The sequence below is a fragment of the Rhodococcus jostii RHA1 genome, from assembly GCF_000014565.1.
In the GTDB taxonomy this organism is placed as follows: Bacteria; Actinomycetota; Actinomycetes; order Mycobacteriales; family Mycobacteriaceae; genus Rhodococcus_F; species Rhodococcus_F jostii_A.
This window is the reverse complement of the sequence record NC_008270.1, coordinates 424366-442536: the sequence shown is the minus strand read 5'-3', so window position 1 is coordinate 442536 and position 18171 is coordinate 424366. Positions and strand designations below refer to the sequence as shown.

Annotated in this window: 15 protein-coding genes; 4 read left to right on the top strand and 11 right to left on the bottom strand. The window is 63.7% G+C overall.

Going from position 1 to position 18171, the window contains the following annotated elements:
- Positions 1-885: 885 nt before the first annotated feature.
- The 3 genes from RHA1_RS42835 to RHA1_RS42825 form a co-directional block, all read right to left on the bottom strand.
- Positions 886-1815, bottom strand: a complete 930-nt coding sequence (locus RHA1_RS42835; RefSeq protein WP_011600277.1) for a hypothetical protein — start codon at positions 1813-1815, stop codon at positions 886-888.
- Between the two features lie 173 nt (positions 1816-1988).
- Complete coding sequence (locus RHA1_RS51260) at positions 1989-2648, bottom strand: DUF6308 family protein (RefSeq protein WP_011600276.1); 660 nt, start codon at positions 2646-2648, stop codon at positions 1989-1991.
- Positions 2645-2998, bottom strand: coding sequence for a hypothetical protein (locus RHA1_RS42825; RefSeq protein ID WP_237727117.1), 354 nt, complete (start codon positions 2996-2998; stop codon positions 2645-2647). Before RHA1_RS42825 ends, RHA1_RS51260 begins: the two co-directional genes overlap by 4 nt.
- A gap of 492 nt (positions 2999-3490) precedes the next feature.
- On the opposite strand from RHA1_RS42825, the gene RHA1_RS42820 reads away from it, so the two are divergent.
- Positions 3491-4330 carry a hypothetical protein gene (locus RHA1_RS42820; RefSeq protein WP_011600274.1) on the top strand — a complete coding sequence of 280 codons (840 nt, stop codon included), beginning with the start codon at positions 3491-3493 and terminating at the stop codon, positions 4328-4330.
- 102 nt (positions 4331-4432) lie between these two features.
- Here the strand turns inward: RHA1_RS42820 and RHA1_RS50110 are convergent, their stop codons facing one another.
- The 3 genes from RHA1_RS50110 to RHA1_RS42795 all read right to left on the bottom strand — a co-directional run bounded on the left by RHA1_RS50110 (position 4433) and on the right by RHA1_RS42795 (position 9906).
- Positions 4433-4636 (bottom strand): hypothetical protein, encoded by a 204-nt coding sequence (locus RHA1_RS50110; RefSeq protein ID WP_148228560.1) that lies wholly within the window; start codon positions 4634-4636, stop codon positions 4433-4435.
- A gap of 444 nt (positions 4637-5080) precedes the next feature.
- Positions 5081-6478, bottom strand: coding sequence for a hypothetical protein (locus tag RHA1_RS42805; RefSeq protein WP_148228559.1), 1398 nt, complete (start codon positions 6476-6478; stop codon positions 5081-5083).
- Between the two features lie 1622 nt (positions 6479-8100).
- Complete coding sequence (locus tag RHA1_RS42795; protein ID WP_011600269.1) at positions 8101-9906, bottom strand: hypothetical protein; 1806 nt, start codon at positions 9904-9906, stop codon at positions 8101-8103.
- A gap of 172 nt (positions 9907-10078) precedes the next feature.
- Between RHA1_RS42795 and RHA1_RS42790 the strand changes: the two genes are divergently transcribed.
- Positions 10079-10882 carry a phosphoadenosine phosphosulfate reductase domain-containing protein gene (locus RHA1_RS42790; RefSeq protein ID WP_011600268.1) on the top strand — a complete coding sequence of 268 codons (804 nt, stop codon included), beginning with the start codon at positions 10079-10081 and terminating at the stop codon, positions 10880-10882.
- Between the two features lie 178 nt (positions 10883-11060).
- On the opposite strand, the gene RHA1_RS42785 is transcribed toward RHA1_RS42790, so the two are convergent.
- The 4 genes from RHA1_RS42785 to RHA1_RS42770 form a co-directional block, all read right to left on the bottom strand.
- Complete coding sequence (locus RHA1_RS42785; protein WP_011600267.1) at positions 11061-12899, bottom strand: zinc-ribbon domain-containing protein; 1839 nt, start codon at positions 12897-12899, stop codon at positions 11061-11063.
- Positions 12900-13074: 175 nt separating this feature from the next.
- Entirely contained in the window at positions 13075-13446 is a 372-nt protein-coding gene (locus RHA1_RS42780) for a hypothetical protein (RefSeq protein WP_011600266.1), read from the bottom strand.
- An 80-nt stretch (positions 13447-13526) separates the two neighbouring features.
- The gene (locus tag RHA1_RS42775; protein ID WP_041813653.1) at positions 13527-13736 is read right to left on the bottom strand and encodes a hypothetical protein; all 210 of its coding nucleotides are present in this window, start codon (positions 13734-13736) and stop codon (positions 13527-13529) included.
- 11 nt (positions 13737-13747) lie between these two features.
- On the bottom strand, positions 13748-14623 hold the full coding sequence (locus RHA1_RS42770; RefSeq protein WP_050787674.1) for a hypothetical protein: 876 nt from the start codon (positions 14621-14623) through the stop codon (positions 13748-13750).
- 247 nt (positions 14624-14870) lie between these two features.
- On the opposite strand from RHA1_RS42770, the gene RHA1_RS42765 reads away from it, so the two are divergent.
- Both RHA1_RS42765 and RHA1_RS53120 read left to right on the top strand, forming a co-directional pair.
- Positions 14871-15266: a hypothetical protein gene (locus tag RHA1_RS42765; protein WP_011600263.1), complete on the top strand. Its 396-nt coding sequence runs from the start codon at positions 14871-14873 to the stop codon at positions 15264-15266.
- Positions 15267-15511: 245 nt separating this feature from the next.
- The gene (locus RHA1_RS53120) at positions 15512-15637 is read left to right on the top strand and encodes a hypothetical protein (RefSeq protein WP_272942797.1); all 126 of its coding nucleotides are present in this window, start codon (positions 15512-15514) and stop codon (positions 15635-15637) included.
- A gap of 242 nt (positions 15638-15879) precedes the next feature.
- Here RHA1_RS53120 and RHA1_RS42760 read toward each other — a convergent pair whose 3' ends face one another.
- A complete protein-coding gene (locus RHA1_RS42760) occupies positions 15880-17619 on the bottom strand; it encodes a zinc-ribbon domain-containing protein (RefSeq protein ID WP_011600262.1) in 1740 nt (579 codons plus the stop codon).
- Between the last annotated feature and the right edge of the window lie 552 nt (positions 17620-18171).

Here is an 18171-nt window from a genome sequence, read left to right as displayed (position 1 = left end):
CCGCGGCGCTGCCCCCGACGCTCCGCGCCGGGAGACGGGGCGAGTCGCTCCGCTCCCCGCCAGGGAGCCGCTACGCGGCTCGCAGTGGGTCGATTCCCGTTGCCGTCGATCGAGTCGCTTCGCTCCTCTGAGTTTTCGAGATTAGGTTCTCACCTGCGCTTTTACTCGTCCCGTTCGATCCGGTCCCCCACCCCCCAACGAGGCTGGGGAGGCGGGAGGGTGCGCCCGACCCGCCGCCCACTCGCCTTCCCGCGCCACTCCATGTCATACCCACAGCATACCACCCCACCCCTCACACACCAAAACAGTTGAAAATCTCAAAACACTCAAACATGTTGATCTACAACAGATTACGAACCTTACAACTTGACGTTTGTGCACAACACACGTAAACACTTATTCACCAACTAATTACCGAAACACGTTGTCAATCAACACCTTTCAAAACCGGCTCAAAACCGGACGAAACAGACACCCGCGCGCCCGCCGACACCCCGGCGCCGGCACTCCCCCGACAGGTCGCCGGCGCCCCCACATCACAAACCGGGGACATGTCATAACACCAGGTCACAGCACCATTACGGCCCCGCACGGCACACGGCCCGCACCCCGGAAGTCGGGTGCGGGCCGTGTTTGGGGCACGCTCTACATTCGCTCCTCGCACTGGTGGAATCTCACTGCTTAGCGAATAAGCGGAGCGCCAAATCCGGATCCCGAAGGATTACGACTGCTGCTAGCGCCACCGCTACCGTCGTAACTACGTGTCGACGTTTGGGAACATCTTTCTCTGCGGAGACGTAGAGCAACAGGGCCGCGCAGAACGTCCGCTTGATGGAACCAACGATCTCCAGATCGAGGTATGGCTCGTCTCGCGATGGTTTTCGTTTACTCACTGCCCTCCCCCTTGCTCGACCTCGCCGCGGATTCGCGTGCCGTCTTGTTCTGAAGCTCCGTACGCGCAGCACGACTGAACGGCCCGGTCAGCGTGAAATACCGGCGATCTGCCCAGCCGGTAGCCGAGAATTCTGCTGCGACCCGCTGCGATCGAACGGTGATCAGCTTGTGGTCCATCAGCTCGTGTATCCCCCGCTGCGCGGTCTTCGCCGAGATTCCGTACCAGTTATCCGCCTGCTCGTACGGCAAATAGGTCTCGTCTCGCCCACTGGTTTCGTGAAGCAGGATCAGAAGCACCGCACGGCCGGGGAGCGTCAGGTTCTCGTGCCAGCCATCGGTCCAGAAGGCTGCCGGCAGGATGAAGTAGATTTCCTGCTCCTTCTTCTCCCCTGTGGCCATATCGGGACGAGGCCGGGCGTACTTCCGCTTACCGGATTCGTCCCTCGGCAACACGTGCGCTCTTCGCCACTTCCTGGAGCGGTCGATGAGTTCGAGGTCCCCCAGGTTCTTCCAGATTCGACTGACTGCCGAGTTCGGGAGCGGGGCGCCAGCACTCGATGACAGAGCCCGAGCCCAGGCGCCTGCCGGCCAGGGATGGTCTTCCTTGGTAAGCCGTGCGTGGTTGACCAGAAGCAGAAGGTATGCGTTCAGTTCCCGCCCCTGACGTGCAGTGACGATCTCGCCGAGCTTCGCCTTCCGCACCTTGGCGGAGAGGGGCTGCTGGACGAATGTGTGGCGGATCGGTGTGAAGCCACGGGCCTCGAACCGGAGCATCTTTGCCCGGGTCGATTCCGGGGTGGCGTCGCTGGCTTCGTTTGCGGCGTCAGCGGGATCGGCGGGGTCCGTCACTTGCGGCAGCGCGGCCTGGTCTGTGTTCGTGGTCATGGCACAAACGATCGCACGTCTGACCAAGTTGAGCACGCGGCTACTGGATAGGTCGATTCGCGTTTCAGACCAGATACTGAGACACGATGCGATGCAGCTCAGATACCCTGCTACGCGATGCAGACACCGTAGAAGGCCGGGTTCCCATCAAATCGTCTAGTCACATACGCGTCGTCTGCAGATCGCGCGTACGCCGGGAGATTATTGAGTCAATTTTCCAACTCGTTGTGATTATCGAGTCCGCGGTTCTTGCCGTCCATCCACGCGATCACATCGAACACCCGCAGTGCGGAGATCTCCTCGGGGAGGCCGGCCTCCTCCCGGAGCGACAGCAACCGGCGGTGCAACGCGCCGTCGTCGGCGCGGAGCGCCTCCCGGACCGGGTTCAGATGTGATCGCTCAGTGCCCAGGACCTGACTGACCACCGAGTCCCAGATCGGGTAGAGCCGGGGACGTTTGCGGGCGATCAGCTTCGTTGCCTTCGTCTGTCCGATCCCCGGCAGCGCCCACAGGGCCGTTTCCAGGTCCCAGGCGGGCCATCCCGGGGCGAGCGGGTCCGGTTCGTCGACCAGGTCCCGATCCGGGCCTATCGCCGTCAGAAGGGCGTTCAGCGCCTTCGCCTCGGTGTGCAGGATCGCCTGCGCCGCTTTCGGTGGGACCTGCACGGACAGGAACGTCACCGCGACCAGGTCGTCCGCGGTGAACCGGTCCGCCTCCCCGGCACGGTCGCCGGTGCTCGACCAGGAATCGAAGTGCGCGCCGACGTAAGCGTCGTCACCGAGGTACGGGCGGCCGTAATACCTCGTCAGGGCCGCGATCGCCGCAGTGTTCGAGTCGGTCGCGAGGGTCGTCGGCAGCCGCAATGTCATACCCGCACCATCTCACCCTTCAGGTGCCGGCGGCCGGGAACCGAGCCGGGGTGGTCGCTACGCGCCGGGTCCGGCTTCAGGGTCGCCCGCCGCGCGGCCGCCGGCGGTCTCCGGCAGAAGCGTGCGGGGCTTCTCGGCCAGATCCGGCAGGCGAGCGCATCGGGCCAATCACCGTAGGCCCGCGCCGGGGCGGCCAGGGCGAGTTCCTCGTCCACCAGCACCACCGGGCTGGTGGGGTACGCGACCCGGGCCACAGACCGGGCGATCTCGTCGGCGGTCAGAATCTCACCCAGCGGCGGCGTGGCTGCTGCATCGGTATCGCGTTGCGGGCGTGGCCCTTCGGCCGTCACAGGGACGTGTCTTCTGCCCAGTTCAGTGATAGGAATGCGCGGTGATCGGTGCGCACAAAGGGATGGACTGAAGGCGAGTGCACCACCACTCGCTTCGTCGAGAAGAGACCTCGCAGAGTGTGGGTCTGGCACCATCTGGGCGCCCGGCTCCGGGTGTCGGGCGTCACATACCGGGCAGCATCACCAGTGCTCACCTCGCCGGATGCTTGTACGGCGGCCACCAACCCCCTTGGTCACTCGCCGCAGTCCACGAGCTCTGCGGCGAATCGCCGGCCCCGGCATCGCACCCGAAACCCATCGACTGCCATCCCAGCTCATCGACCGAGACTCCTGCGGCTGCACCCAAGTGACGTCCCCCGCCGGGCCTACCCGGATCACTTTCTGCCGTCGCATCGACTTACAAGACTCAGGAATCAGTCGACGTCGACAGCGTCGAGGATCGCGAGCAGATCGACGAGGAGTTTGTCGGCCTCGTCGTTAGGCTGACTTGCCATGACCGACCTCACGCCCCCGAGCTTGGCCATCGTGGCCACTCTCTGCAACACCACTTCGTTGACAATCAACAAATTGGCGTACTCCCCGTATCACGAACCCGGTCACGAGCTCGCAGCCGTCGATCGTCAGTATGCGGCGGCCGACGTTCCAGATCCGCTTACTAGTGCGCACAAACTGATCCGCTTCTACCTCTTAGGGGCCGGCGACAATTTGTACGCGATCGGCAAGCTTCTGAACCTCGAATCCCCAATGCTCATCTCACCAGCTGTACTTGCCCGAGCGACGGCAGAGTACTCGAGTCGCGCAGCATTTCTCGCCGACACCGAGGACTCACCCATGCTGCGGATGTCGAAGATGGCAGCCTTGTTCAGCGAGGGATTCAACAGCTACGACATCCACGGGCCGAATGCGGCCCCAGGTGAGCTCGCCCTCGCAAAGAGCATCGCAGACTGGCGTGCTGCCAATCCGTTGCTCCCACGATCCAAGGTCCCGAAGTCATACCAGGCACTCGTCGACAAGCTAGTACCTAGCCTTGCCCCACGGGAATTCCCCTTGCTTCACAGACTGGTCCACGCGAACGCGGTCGCAATTTCCATTGTCACCATGGCCGCGCAAATGAATACATACACGAAGGTCATGGACTCGTGGCGGCATGGACTGTTCGCTTCGATGTGCGGGCTCATGTCGACGGCACAAGTCTGCGTCCTATGGGACCTCGACAAGGAACCACTGAATAACTGCATCACCGCCTACTACGAGGCGGAGTTGATCTACAACCGATACCTCTGGGACCTGTCGCAGGCGGGAGGATTCACACCCCAGGAACCTCGACCGTAACGCCCGTCCATCACACGTCACACCAGAGGAGTGCACCGCATCATCTGGCGTGGCCCCTACATCAAAGGCCCGACCGACGCCCCATCCTCCAAGGCAAGAAGGTCAACGCCACCACCGACTGAACACCAGGGTCCGTATGGCCCGGTTGCAAGGAACCAGGCCATACGGCACCTTTGCGGACGCCACGAGTCCGGCTGCAATCGCCTCCCGTCGAGCTGCGCGCAGCTCCGACGCCGGGATCGCAGAGATCGCGTCGGGCACGACGCCAAGGCGCACGTGGATCGCCTCGATGAGCGTGTCGATCACTGAATCATCGGCGGGGCCGACCATCCCGCACCGAAGCGGTCGGCATCCTCACTGAGCCCCTCAGTCAACGGGACCTCTGTGATCTGGGTATCCACTCCCGTCGACGCTCACGATCCGATACCTACCACGCCCGCCTTTCCCTGGCCCGCCTTTCCCTGGCCCGCCATTCCATCGCTCGACCGAGTACACCAGCACCACCCCGGCCTCGGCGCTGGCTGTGTCGCCCACTGCGGTGCTGGCGTGGCCGGCGGTCACGTCGGCGCGGTGCGGGTACGACTCCAGGGCTCCGATGTCAAACCTCGTCGGCAACGGACCCGGATACTCGCGCCGCAGGATCGGGGCGGCTTCGGTGACGTGATTTGCCGGTTTAGTTGATGCGCTCTCCTGAGAACGCCAAGGAGAACTCGCCCGGCGGGTTTGCTCGTTCTTCCGGGACAACAGATCTCACACCGGTTGAATGGCCATCAGATAGTCCTGGATAGGTTCGATTGCAACGAGTATTCGCATGCTGTCCGTGCTCCGGATTTCGAACCGCGCCGCGTTGAAAACCAGTTGGTTGATGGATTCGATCACTTTGTTGATCTCTTCGGAACTCATCTGCTCCATCCCAATAGACTCTGGATGTATTCCCCTCTCGGTGAGCGCCCTTTCGAATTCTGCTCGCATACGCTTACCCTCCACTGCGGCAATCTGCTTGATCCTTCCGGCAGCTCCCTCATCACGCTTTTCGAATTGGGCATCGTCGTAAAATTTGAGTGACCGCCGCAGAAAATCCAACGGCTCCGCCTGGACGAGATCGAAAGCCCCCAGCGCTCGGGGCCATTGACCTCCGTTCTCCTTTGCACTGAACCACAACGCTGTTGAATATCGTGCAAGCAGAAGATGGCCTACCCCAGGAAAGCGATTCGCTCGCGTCAGACTCGTTGCGGTGAAGTCATACTCCTTGAGGAGATTCGTCACTTCGCTTGGGTCCGAATCCGGGGCAGACAGTCGGTCATATGCATTGCTGAACTTCACGACTTTCTCAAGAGTGGTCACATTCGCTCGGCTCTTGGTCCCCATCCGGGTCCGGGGATAGAGGTTTTGCAGCTTGCGAAAGGTACGGCTCTGTTCGTCGGTCGGAATCAAGTCATAGGCGACTCGCGCAGCGAAGTATCGGGAGAAGATCATCGTGACGTCCCCAGCCTCGATCACTTCGCCTTCGTCGCACAGCGTTACGAACTCGTGAGCGGCGGAGGTAATTGATTCCCATTCGAGTTCTCGATCTTGGTCCCGCAGCGCTTCGGCACGGTTTTGGTGGAATTTCGCGATTGCCGCTCGGGTCCGCCAACCGAGTTCTTCCGCATATTCGACCTCCGTGCGCTTAAATATGGCCAGTTTCCTGAGATGGATCCCATTGCCAGATTGCCGGGAGAGCAGCCTCTCTGCCTCACTGGCGATTTTCAGACACTTCAGCGCGACCCGCAGATGTGTGTGGTTGCCCTTGCGGACGAGGCTCAGCGCGTCTTCACAATTCACGACTGCCTCGCTGAGCGAGGCTCGCGCATCGGCAATAGTGCGTTTCCGTTTTGTCTGGTCTGCCTGGGTAGCGGTCAGCCGGAGATCGGTCAACGCCGATGAGAGCAGGGCGCGGGCGAGTACGGTGGCGGCGACGATTCGGGTCAGGGTATCGCCGGTCTTCCGGACTTCAGAGTAGCGCGACTGCGCCAGTTTCACTTTTGCGGCTGAACCCGAGAAGGTAAGCAACTCGAGGTTGTCACTGCTGGTGACGAACTCGAATACCCACGCTGGCTGACGCGAGTCGAGATTGCCCGTGGCAGCAGCACGGATCAGTGAGGGCACCTCCTCATCCCCTCGTCGCGTGATCTCTGTGGCAACTCGATCCCAGAGCGCGTCGTTCGTTGTGAAGTATCGGTAGAGGGTCGGCTTGGGGATTCGTGGCGGACCCGATCCGTCTCTCGAGGCGTTGACAACAGCCTGCCGAGTCCACTGGGTCAATGGCCTCTGTTCGTCGCACCACCTGCGCAAGATCGGCTCGACCTCTCGGAGCAGCCTTTTTTCAGTCGCGGCTCTGCGTGCCTCGCCAGCAGCCTTCTGCCATTGCTCTTTCCCTCGGCCTGCACCCATTACGCCCTCCACGCTGCTCCGCACTGACCCATCGATTGAGACAAGTGAGACTTCAGGCGTCAATCTATCCCAGAAGTTGATCTTGCATTGTCCGAAATGCCTGCACGACATAGCTTTAAATGCGAACACCGCTCACCAAGGCGAGGACGACCACGGGAGACATTGGAATCGATAGTTGCTCTCGGGGCTAGGCCCCTCACGTAGTGGTCGGTGGCCCTGCTCGAACAGGGCCACCGAACTACTGCACTCCGCGAAAGACATCCCGATTGCCATCGGCGATGTCTCTCCTTCAATCCGCCGCTGGGAAATGGCGCTGCAGAGAGCAGGGACTCCAATGAAACACAACGATGCTTCCAGGTCAACGGGAGCAAGACGGAACAGTACTCCCAGGCCGCGTAGGTCACATCCCGGTGCGACAGCACTCGGCTGCACCTCAGAGAAGTCGCAATGGCTCCATGATGGCTTGAAACTGCTGGGACCGTCGCGCGACCACGCGACACTCACCGATCTGATGGAACAGGCTGCTCCGTACCTGCAGGACGAGCGCGGCATTGCGCGGTTCGCTCGGTGGGCTGGCGAATGGAACGACAAGCTGGGCTGGATCTTGCCCGCGCCTGCTCAGGCGAAGGCCCGACACCGCGATGCTCGGGATCCTCGAGGTCACAAGTCGCTGATTCAGGTTGTCCCGGGGATGTCTTCGCTGGCCACCCGTGATCAACAAGCACCTGGCGTGATACGCGCCTTGCTGGAGGCCACCGAGGAACACATGCACGCGAGTTGCCTCGCTTTCCGCGAGCACGTCCTCCACCGCGGTGTCCCCACGTTGGTCTCGACCAGGTTGATCAGGTATTTGCCGGGCACCCACGCAGCCCAACGATGGCACCTTGACGGCGGTATCACGACGTTGATCCACCGCCCGGCAGGAGACGACCGACTCCTCGTCGGCAGACCCGGTCAGGATCTGCGGACGGCAGCCTCCAATTCTGTGGCCGCACCCTCGGATCCGGCGGAGCCGAGCACATTGCTGATCACGGGTGCCCAGTGCGGACTCACAGACCGCCGAGCGAGGGCACTGCCTCACGCTGTGAAGCCACTCGAAACCAGCGAGTCCCGTTTCGTGGCAACCAGCTTCCTGTGGCCGGCCCCGCCGCTGCTCGCTGGAATCCTGGCTGCCGCGTCACCGGAGGTGAGGGCCGCGTAGTTCGTTCGCTCGCCGGAGGTGGCGGCCTGCATCCGACGGACGGTGCAGGCCGCTACATGGGCCCGACTGCAGTCACTCCGATCTTCCTCGCGGTCGCGCGTGAAGTTGTCGTGCATCCGAGGTCGGTGGCACAGAGTCAGCGGCGAAGATGCTCAGTAGGTAGCCTGCGCCGCGCTGCGTCCAACATTTCCTGTGCGGCGGCACGCTGACTGGGGTGCATCTGCCGAATCGTCAGATCTGCCGTGTGTTCCCGCATCGCTTCGTAGAAGTCGAAGCCCAGTTTGTGTTCGAACTCTGCCATCGGAGCGTCCAGCTTCTTGGCCTCGAGGAATTCCCGTAGAGAACAGGGAAACGGGTCGTCGTTGCAGTGGGCGCGCCACTCGCGCAGGAGGACTGCGATGTTTTCGCCGCGGTGGTAAGCAAGACCTTCCAGGATCCGCAGGTCCCGTCGGGTAATGATCGTCGGCGGCAGCGCCGATCCGTCGAACTCGGCCACGAGCGGCTGCGCATAGGTGAGCATCAGCCGCTCGATGAATCCATTGCACGGCATCCCATCTTCGGGTGCGAGGACGAGTGGAACGAACGTCGTGCGTTCGTCGACTCGGACTCCGTTCGCATCCCACCCTCGGTCGCGGAACTGTCGGATCGTCGAGGTCAGTTGCAGGAACTTCTTCTCGCTGAACTTGGTCCGCACCTCGGTGTGGAAATCTTCGATAGTGCCGCTGCCCTCGGCGAAACACTGGAGCAGATGTCGATTATTTGCGTCGATCAACACGCAGGTGTCATCGCGAACGTATGCCCAGTCACAGACACTTTCGGTTTCGCCTTTCCGGATCTGGAAGGCTCTCATCATTTCGTCCTCGGAGATCACCCCGCCGCCGCCACCGGTCCCCGTAAAGCCTCCGATCCGGTGCAGTGTCTCCCCCACCCGCTGCTCGAACACGTGGTTCATCGCGCCACGGAACCGCGTCGATCTGCCCTCGTCCTTCTTCAGGATTTCGTTCACATCAACGAAGGGCAGCTGCCCGAAGAACCGCCGGACGAAGTACTGCAGGCGCAGTAGCAGCACCGAACCGTCCGGCAGGCGCATGAACGGGTACATCTGCAGTTTGTAGCGGGTCCACGGTGTCCCGTCGCCGCTGTTCCGTTCCTCGGAAAGCTGGTCTTGCAACTCGTCGAGCGTCAACGTGCAGCGTTCGAGGAAGATCTCGACCATCTCGGGGGTCGCTCCCATTGATCGCAGCTGAAGATCCGGGTGGAACGAGATGAGCTTGTCGTTGCTGACGAGGTTCCAGATCGCCCATCCCACGCTGAGGAAATCGTCGAGTTCGACGCCGATGACGTCTTTGAACAGGTCGGCGGGCCCATGCCCCATATCGCGGATCAGCCGTCGCCCGGTGGTGGTTGGCCACGGCTGTCGCCATGTCTGATCGACCTCGGCCGCGAGGGTTTCGAAGGTGTCGGGGTGATTGAACGACTGCTGCGCGATGTAGTTGAGCGTGAACGCGTTCTCGATGTCGTGCCAGTCGGTTGAGGGGCCGATGCTCTGGTCGTTGTCCTGGTTGATGCTCAGTACGCAGCGGGCGAAGTCGAGCGAGGGGAGCGCCACTTCTCCGGCGGGGTCACCGAACTCGATGACTTCCTTGATGCATTGCATGAGAGCAGTGGGGCACAGGATCAGGTGGCCGCGGCGGAGGTGCTTGCGCAGATCCGCACGAAGGGGTCGCGGAACAGTCCCGGTCCATGCCTCCTCCACTCGCCCCCATGAGTTGGTGATGACGGACAGGTCGAGGTCGGCGAGGAGGCGGCTGATCGTTGCGAGTGTCGGGACCACACCAGCCCGCGCCCACACCTCTTGCCGCTTCGTAAGATCCATGTGCTCGTCGAGGACATCGGATGCGACGACAAGTCGAGTCATCTGCGGTTCGATGGCATTTGTCATCGGGCGGCTCCCCTATCACGGTTCGGACGGCCGCATCATTATTGCTGGTCGAGCCGACACCGTCGGAGCCGAGAAGCCGCATGGTGCCCATACGTGAGACACCGGGCGAGGCGGGGCGTCACGCAGGAGGGGAACGAGCGTGTGTGCAGCCAGGATCGTAGCCTGAGTTGCTGTGGGGTACACATCCGAACCCGGCCTGGATCTGACCCTGCTTCGCGGGTTGCGCACTCCGTCGGGGAAAGCCGGACCGACGGCTATCGGCGCCATCCTTCCACGGATTGAGGCACACCTCGCCGCCCATGACGGCTACATCGCGTTCTCCGGCGGCAAGGACTCCCTCGTCGTCCTCGATCTCGTCCTCCGGGTGGATCCGGATGTGCCCGTGGTGTTCTTCGACTCCGGACTCGACTACCCCGAAACCTACGACTACCTCGCCGAACTCGCCCACGCCTGGCGGCTCGACCTGCACCGCATTCCCACCGATCCCCCACTACTGCAGGTACTCGCCGACTCCGGCCTGTGGGACCACCAGGCGACCGCCGACGAGGCCGCGGCCACCGTGGATCTGCATGAGGTGCTGATCACCGAACCCGCCCGACGCGCCCACCAACTTCTCGGGCCCGGTGAACTGTGGGGTGTACGCGCCGACGAATCCTCCACCCGTCGAATGCTCTACACCCGCGGCGGCCGCCATGACGGAATCATCGCCCGCGCCGACGGCACCGTTGCCTACGGCCCGATCTGGGACTGGACCACCGAGGACGTGTGGTCGCACATCGCCCGACACCAGCTCCCCGTCAACCCCGTCTACGCCAAACTCCGGGAACTCGGAGTGCCCGCGCAGCAGCACCGCATCTCCCACCTCATCGACGGCGGCCACCTCGACCGCGGCCGACTGACCTGGCTTCGCCGCGGATGGCCGACCCTCTTCGAGCAACTCGCCGACACACTTCCACGGATCCGGCAGCTGACCTGACACCACGGCCGGACGAACTCACGGGGCGATGACCTCAGGAAACGACATGTCCCCTCCCGAGCCTGCCCGCCAGAGGAATTCGCCGATTCCGTCCCACCGACCGACGCGCATATCTGACCGAACGTGTCCGGTGACCTGGGGTGATGACACTTCCCCGACAGGCAGCGGCGCGCGAGTGTTATCGGCCGGTCGGTAGTCCTCGCAGCCAGTCGTGGATGTCTTCCATGACGTTGCGGGGACGCGGCACGGTCGAGTGAACCCGCACTTCCCGGTAGCGGGGATGATCGATCGCCAGCGACGGCAAATCGTCCTCCCGGAGCCGCACCACCACACATCCGGCCGCGAGAAGATCCCGGCTCTTCCGCTGATCGACGAGCACCTTCGCATCCGCGGAATGCCAGTAGGCGCCGTCGTACTCGATCACCACGGTGAGCCCCTCGTGGTCGACACTGATGTCCGTCGTCCAAGACTTGCGAGTGGTGTACGCGTCGTCGGTCATGGTGATTCCGGAGCGGGCATTGCCGAACACCTCGACGGCGGCCGCATGGTGCTCGAGTTCGACACGCGATTTGCCGGCTTGTCGACAGTCCGGGCACTCCGCCCCATTCGACCGGCTACTCAGCGACGCGCCCCACACGTGGGCGGGGTCGGTGGCGCAGACCCATTCCGGAACGAACGCCAGCGACGCATGCGGGCGAACGTGCCACGCCGTGACCGCGTTGGTGGCACTCCATTCCGCCGCCAGTCCCGGATCGTGCCAGGCCAGCGAGCCGAGGATGGTGCGGCAGACCGGGCAGCGCAGCCGGCTGCCGCCGTCGCGGCCCCGCACCGACTCCTGCCACTCGTGCCCGCAACAGTCCGCCCGCCACCACATCTCACGCTGCGAGTCCCACACCACGTTCTGCGGGGTGTATTTGCCGTTACGGGTCGGATGCCACTGGGCGGCGATTTCGGGCAGGAGGCCAGCGAGCCACTTCTTCGCCGTCGCCGACCCACGACAATGCGGACACCCCGAGGTGAGGAAACGCAGGGTTCTGATGCGGGGATGGTGACCGTTCGGGCACCGGAACCGACGCAGCTTCCCACTTTCGTCGACCATCACCTCGCGGGGGTCGTCATCATCGGCCCATGCCGCTGCCAGCTCCGGAACGTCGGCCACCGGGGTGATCTTCCACCGCGTTCTCTCGACTTGCCACTCCTCGCTCCGGCGGGCGGAACAGGCCCGGCATGCCGGACGGCTGGTCATGACGTTGACCTTCTCCTCGAACCGCAGCCCGCACTCCGGGCATCGCCAGTGGCAGGAGCGAGTGGCCAGGATCGTCACCGTGTCGAAGGCGGTGGCCTCGTTGTGGTCGTGGTCCCACCAATCCAGTGCCGGGGACTGCGATTCCGACAGCAATGCCCGACCGGGTCGGGGTCTGCTGGGGTCGGAGGCGCGGGTATTGCGCGCACAGGTGCAGCCCGAGCCGAAATCGGCCATCTGTGCAGCGCTGATCCGGTGGCATCTGCGGCAGCGGGCGAGTACCGGGTCGTTGTCGTCGTGGACCTCACCGATCGGGTCGACGAGGTCGTAGCCGTACTCGGCGAGGTGGCCGGCGATCCGTTCGTGCGGCCACCACCGCTGTTCGAGGAATTCGCGCACCTCCGGCTGCGGATGTGCTTGAAGGATCTGCTCCGGTGAATGGTGCCGCAGTAGCTCGAGCATTGTGCGGTCGAACTCCCTCGACGGGTGTGAGCGGGTTCTGTTCGCCCGCTTCGTCCAGTGGCACGCCCGGCAGGTCGGTGTCCCCGAGGCGTTCTTTCCGACGACGTAGTCGAGTCGGTAATGGGCGCGCACACCGCAGGTCCGGCACGTCGTCAACCGCCAGGCGGCCGGCGTGGTGAACGGCTCCGCTGGTTCGAGGCCACCCGTGCGCAGGATTCCGTCGATGCAGTCGGTGCACCACGCGGGTTTACTTCGGGACACAAAGGCGGCCGGCTGACCGCACCCCGTAGTTGCACAGTCCTGGGTCTTCATCGTCGCTGCCACCCTGTCCGCGCACGGACCCAACCCCGCCCGCACCCATCCATCCGCGCTCGAAGTAGTCGCGTCACCGGAATATTAGCGGGACTGACCTGCGGACATGGCATGTCCCCCAGGAGCAGTGAGGGGAGCTACTCGAAGCGATCTGGGCGACCGCTCAGGGACGGAATCAGATCGATGCCGCGCGGAGAATGGAAGCAGGCGTCTCGGGGTCGGAGAATGCCTCGTCCACCATGCGCAGTGCGGGGACGACGACCGTTGCCTCGATGTGGTCGATGTGTTCGCACGTCCACCCGGTAATTTCTTCCGGCCCATCGGATTCGGGTCCGAAGAAGCGGTCGATACCTGCATCGCTGTAGCCCCAGTCGATGAGATCGTTCCGCGTGCACCATCCATCGCGAGGCTCGGTGACAGTGATCAGATAGGTGGTGGTACCGCCGACCACGTTCCCGTTTTCGTCGAACGCGCCGCCGCTGTTGCTGGCGGTGAGTCCAGGGGCCTTGTCGCGGATTTCGTCCTCGGTCGCCGGCCGTTGATACACGTACCACTCGCCTTTCTAGCGTTATCGCAATTTGTGGCTATAGTCGGATCACTGAATATGCACAGGATGAGCCGGAGGCGTCACCCCTTCTCGGGGTTGGTGTCTCCGGTTTCTTCTTTCGCGCGGAGCTCGGCGCCCAGTCGTAGTTTCAGCTCGCGGCGGGCACGCTGCTTCGGTGTCTCCTCCGGCTCGGGTTCATCGTCGACCGGCCGGAACGTCGCCCGTCCCAGCTTGATGTCCGGGTGGACCACAAGCTCGGGGCGGCCCTTGTCGTCGGTGAACAGTCCCATCCTCATTCCCCTCATTCCTCGGTGATGTCCCGCAGCTGCACGATCATCCGCCGGCCGATACTGCCGTCCGGGCGACGGTATCGCCCCTCCCCTGCCGAGACCACCTCGAACCGCATCCCTCGCGGCAGCAGGTGCGCGGTGTCGTCGACCGTGTCCGAGCGGCCCAGATACATGCCCCGGCCGGTTTCGATCTCGAACACCACATCCCGCTCGCCCAGCGTGACATCGAGTTCATGAGCGGCGTGGGTGGCCATCGTGTGCCGGTCGAAATCCAAGCGGGATCCCGGATGCAAGGTCGCGGGCAGATTCGACGCCTGCTGCGGCACCTGGTGTGGGAGTGTGACCGCGCAGTAGAGGATGTGGCCGCGGTCGTTGAACCGTTCGGCGGTCTGAATGGCCCGGTCCACGCGCTGGACCTGGGAACGCATCTTCTCGTCGAGTTGCTGCGCGTCACCGCGCGCCTTCGACAGCGCCTCGCCGACGGTGTTCCACCGGTCCGGGTCGCTGACCAGGGTCTGTACGGCGGTGTAGCCGACCTTCGGCAACTGCGACTGTGCCTTGTGCTTGTTCACCGACCGCACCTTGCGTTGCCGCGAACTCGGCGGCTGGCGAATCGAATCCGGGATCGGCAGGTCGCGGCTTTTGCGGTCGGACACCTCGGGGACGGTCGCGCGCGGGAACGCGCGCTCGAGGTCCTTGCGGGCCCGGGTGAACTCCGCGTCCTCGACCATCCGGTCCAGCTGCCGTGCACCCTTGCGCTCCTGGGCGCGGTCGTCGTAGGTGGCGGCCGGCCGATAACCGGCGGGCTTGGACGCCGGAGTGGTGCTGATGCCGGCTTCGGGGTCCAGGCTCGACGGCGGCGCATCTGGGCTCACGTTGTACGCCACCCGACCTCCCCGACCGCCTCGGTACCGCCCCTGAAACGACGAAACGTGGCAGACGGGTTCCTAGAGCCATCTGCCACGCCCGGACCCACCTCACGGGCGGGTTCCACGGAGAACGCGCATCATCTGGCGACCAACCATCAACACGTTCCCGCGCGCATCGCCGGCGTCACCGCCGACTGACGCCCAGCATACCGAAAGACCCTTGAGCGGAATCTGATCGCGGCCCGTCGCCGTCTACGACCACGCCGTGGACCGGAACACCACCAGCACCCTGGACGCCGAGTCGAACGCCGGACCGGGTGAACGTGACATCGTGCGCGCCGGAGTCCGCAACATCGTGCGGGAGGTCGCCGAGGATCCGCGTCACGGCCATCTCATGTTCTCGGTGGCGCAGTCGAGCGCGGTGCTGGCGCAGCGCCGCCTCGACAGTTCGCGGCTGTTCGCGGGCCTGGTCACCAAGCAGACAGTCGGGTACTACGAAGTGGCCGAGAGCCCGCGCCTCGACCTGGCCGCGCACTTCATGGTCGGCGGCCTCGCACAGACCCTGACGGCGTGGTTGAACGGCACCGCGACCCTCCCCGAGGAGGAGCTCGTGGACACCTGCACCGAACTGCTGCTCTCCATGGCCATCCACACCCGTTAATCTCTACCTGTACCGAGAACGGAAACCTCGACGGAAGACCTGATCGAGACGTTCGTCCTCGGAACACGAGAAAGCCCCCGCCGCTGGAACGGCGAGGGCAACTTCTCGAAACCCCAATCGCCATGCATTGACTTCAGGAGGTTCCAATTACGAACGTACCGTTCTCCACACGTGACAACAACAGCGGGCCCGGCCCCCACCCTGCACTTTCGTGGCATCGCTACCTGTGGGTGGCATTCGTTGTGGTGGCAATCTGCACGATCATCGCCGTGATCGTCTACTCCCCGGCCCCTGCGGTCGGTGCGGCAGCGCTCGCCACGCTCGTGACCGGATGGGGTGGACTCATCGCGGTTGGGCGCCGCAGCCCGTAGCTGGATTGGCCTGCAGTCGAATGACTTCGACCTGCGGACCTTATCTCGTCCACACCGGTGCCGTGGCGGTGGTGCGGCATAAGCCTCATCACCGTCCACGTGGGCGAAACGTGCTCAGGCACGACGTCAGCGTGTCAGGTTGATCTGCCGGCCGGACGGTCTGGTGTCCTGGTCGCCGCCATGGGTATCCCCTCCCGCTCGGCCGTTCGGATGTCCTCAAGGAGGGGCACTTTCCTGTCGAGTTACGCGGTCAGGTCCGTGACCCAGTCGCGGATGTCCTCCATGACGGGTCCTGGTCGCGCAACGGTGGAGTGCGCCCGCACTTCCCGGTAACGAGGATGGTCAATCCCCAGAGTGGGAAGGTCGTCTTCGCGCAGCCGCACCACCAGACACCCGGCCGCGAGCAGGTCTCGACTCTTTCGTTCGTCGACGAGGACCTTCGCCGGCGCGCTATGCCAGTACGCGCCGTCGTACTCGATCACCAGCGTGTGCTCGTTGACGCTGACGCTGATGTCGGTGGTCCACGACTTCCGGGTGGTGAAGGCCTTGTCCTTCATGGCCACCCCGGAGCGCGCGTTGCCGAACAGCTCCTCTGCGGCGGCGTGGTGAGCCAACTCCACGCGCGACTTGCCGGCCTCGCGGCAGTCCGGGCATTCGGCGCCGTTCGAGCGGCTGCTCAGCGGCGCCTGCCACGTGTGGCCGGGATTGGTGGCGCAGATCCACTCCGGAACAAACGGAGTGGAGGTGTGGGGGCGCACGTTCCACGCGGTAAGCGGGTTCGCGGGGCTCCACTCCGCGGCCAGCCCCGGATCGTCCCAGGCCAGCGAGCCGAGGAAAGTACGACAGGCCGGGCACCGCAGCCGCTGATACTTGTCCCGCGCCCGGACGGTGTCCTGCCATTCGTGCCCGCAGCAGTCCGCCCGCCACCAGACCATGCGCTGCGAGTCCCACACCACGTTCTGCGGAGAATGCTTTCCGTTGAGTGTTGGATGCCACTGGCCTGCGATTTCGGGCGAGGTGTCGGCAAGCCACTTCTTGGCTGCCGCCGTCTTCGCGCCGCGGCAGTGCGGGCACCCCGAGGACATGAAGGTCAGCGGTGAGATTCGGGGCTGATGGCCGTTCGGACAACGGAATCGGCGCAGCTTCCAACTGCCGGCGACCATCACCTCACGTGGGTCGGCGTCGTCCGCCCACGCCGCCGCCAACTCGGGCACCTCGGCAACTGGGGTCGTCTGCCACTGCGCATACTCGCTCTTCCATTCCGCGTGCCGGCGGGCCGAACAGTCCGGGCACGTGGGCCGCTCGGCCATAGCGGACACCTTCGCTTCGAACCGCCGCCCGCACTCCGGGCACCGCCACTGACACGCTCGTGTGGCCCGGACGGTAACGGTGCGAAATGTCGCCTCGTCGTTGCGTTCGTGGTCCCACCACTGCAGCGCCGGGGAGTCCGACTCGGACAGCAGTAGCCGGCCCGGGCGGGGACTGGCTGGGTTGGAGGAGCGGGTGTTGCGGGAACAATTGCAGCGCCAGCCGAAGTCCCCCATGCGGGCGGCTCGGATACGCCCGCATCGACGGCATTTGGCCACGAGGGGGCCATCGCCGTCGTCGCTGACCTCGTCGAGCGGATCGATCAACTCATACCCAAACTCGTCTAGGCGGCGGGTGATCTTTCCCCGATCGAGCGTGGCTCCCGGGCGAGGGCCTCGGTTACCCCGCCAGGCTTTCCAGTGGCATGCCCGACAGGTCGCGATCCCTGCAGCGTTGTTGCCGATGATGTACTCGAGCCGATAGTGGGCCTGCACCCCGCAGGTGCGGCAGGTGGTGAGCCGCCACGTGCTCGGCTTGGTGAACGGCTCCGCCGGTTCGAGGCCACCAGCGCGTACCAAGTTGTCGATGCAGTCGAGGCACCAGGCGGGTTCGCTGCGGGTGGCGAAGGCAGCTGGCCGCCCGCAGTCCGTGGTCGAGCACTCCTGAGTCGGCACCGCCGCTCCTCACATTTCCATGGAACGGCCCCGTCTGGCCGCACCGATTTCCCACCCGCCACAGCCCTGCTCGCAGGTAGTCGTGACGATAGTCGCGCCAACTCATCCGCTGGTCTCCGCACTCATCCACGGGGGAGGAACTCCGAGCCGAGGACTCACCCGCCGGGTTCCAGCCAGCTGCCAGAGTGGGCGAACAATATTAAGTGCAGATATAAGTATTACTCCGGGATTTCCATTTAGCTTTGACTATTTGCCGGGCTATTAATAGCCGAATACGCAATTCCCAATCCGCCGAAAAATACACGCCATGGGCTCTAGACCTGCGGCGACGCATCCTGTAATGTAGGACCCTCGACACCGAAGAATGGCGGCGACGAGCACTCCAGCGAATTACTCCCTGGATCGTATTATGCCATTTTTCGGACAACAAAGAAAGGTGATGGATCACCGGAAGGAATAACTAAAATGGAAATTAAAAGAGAAATAGATAGAGAACGATCAAATAGTGAAGTAAATAATAAGACGACACGGGCAGAGCGAATCCATTTGCTG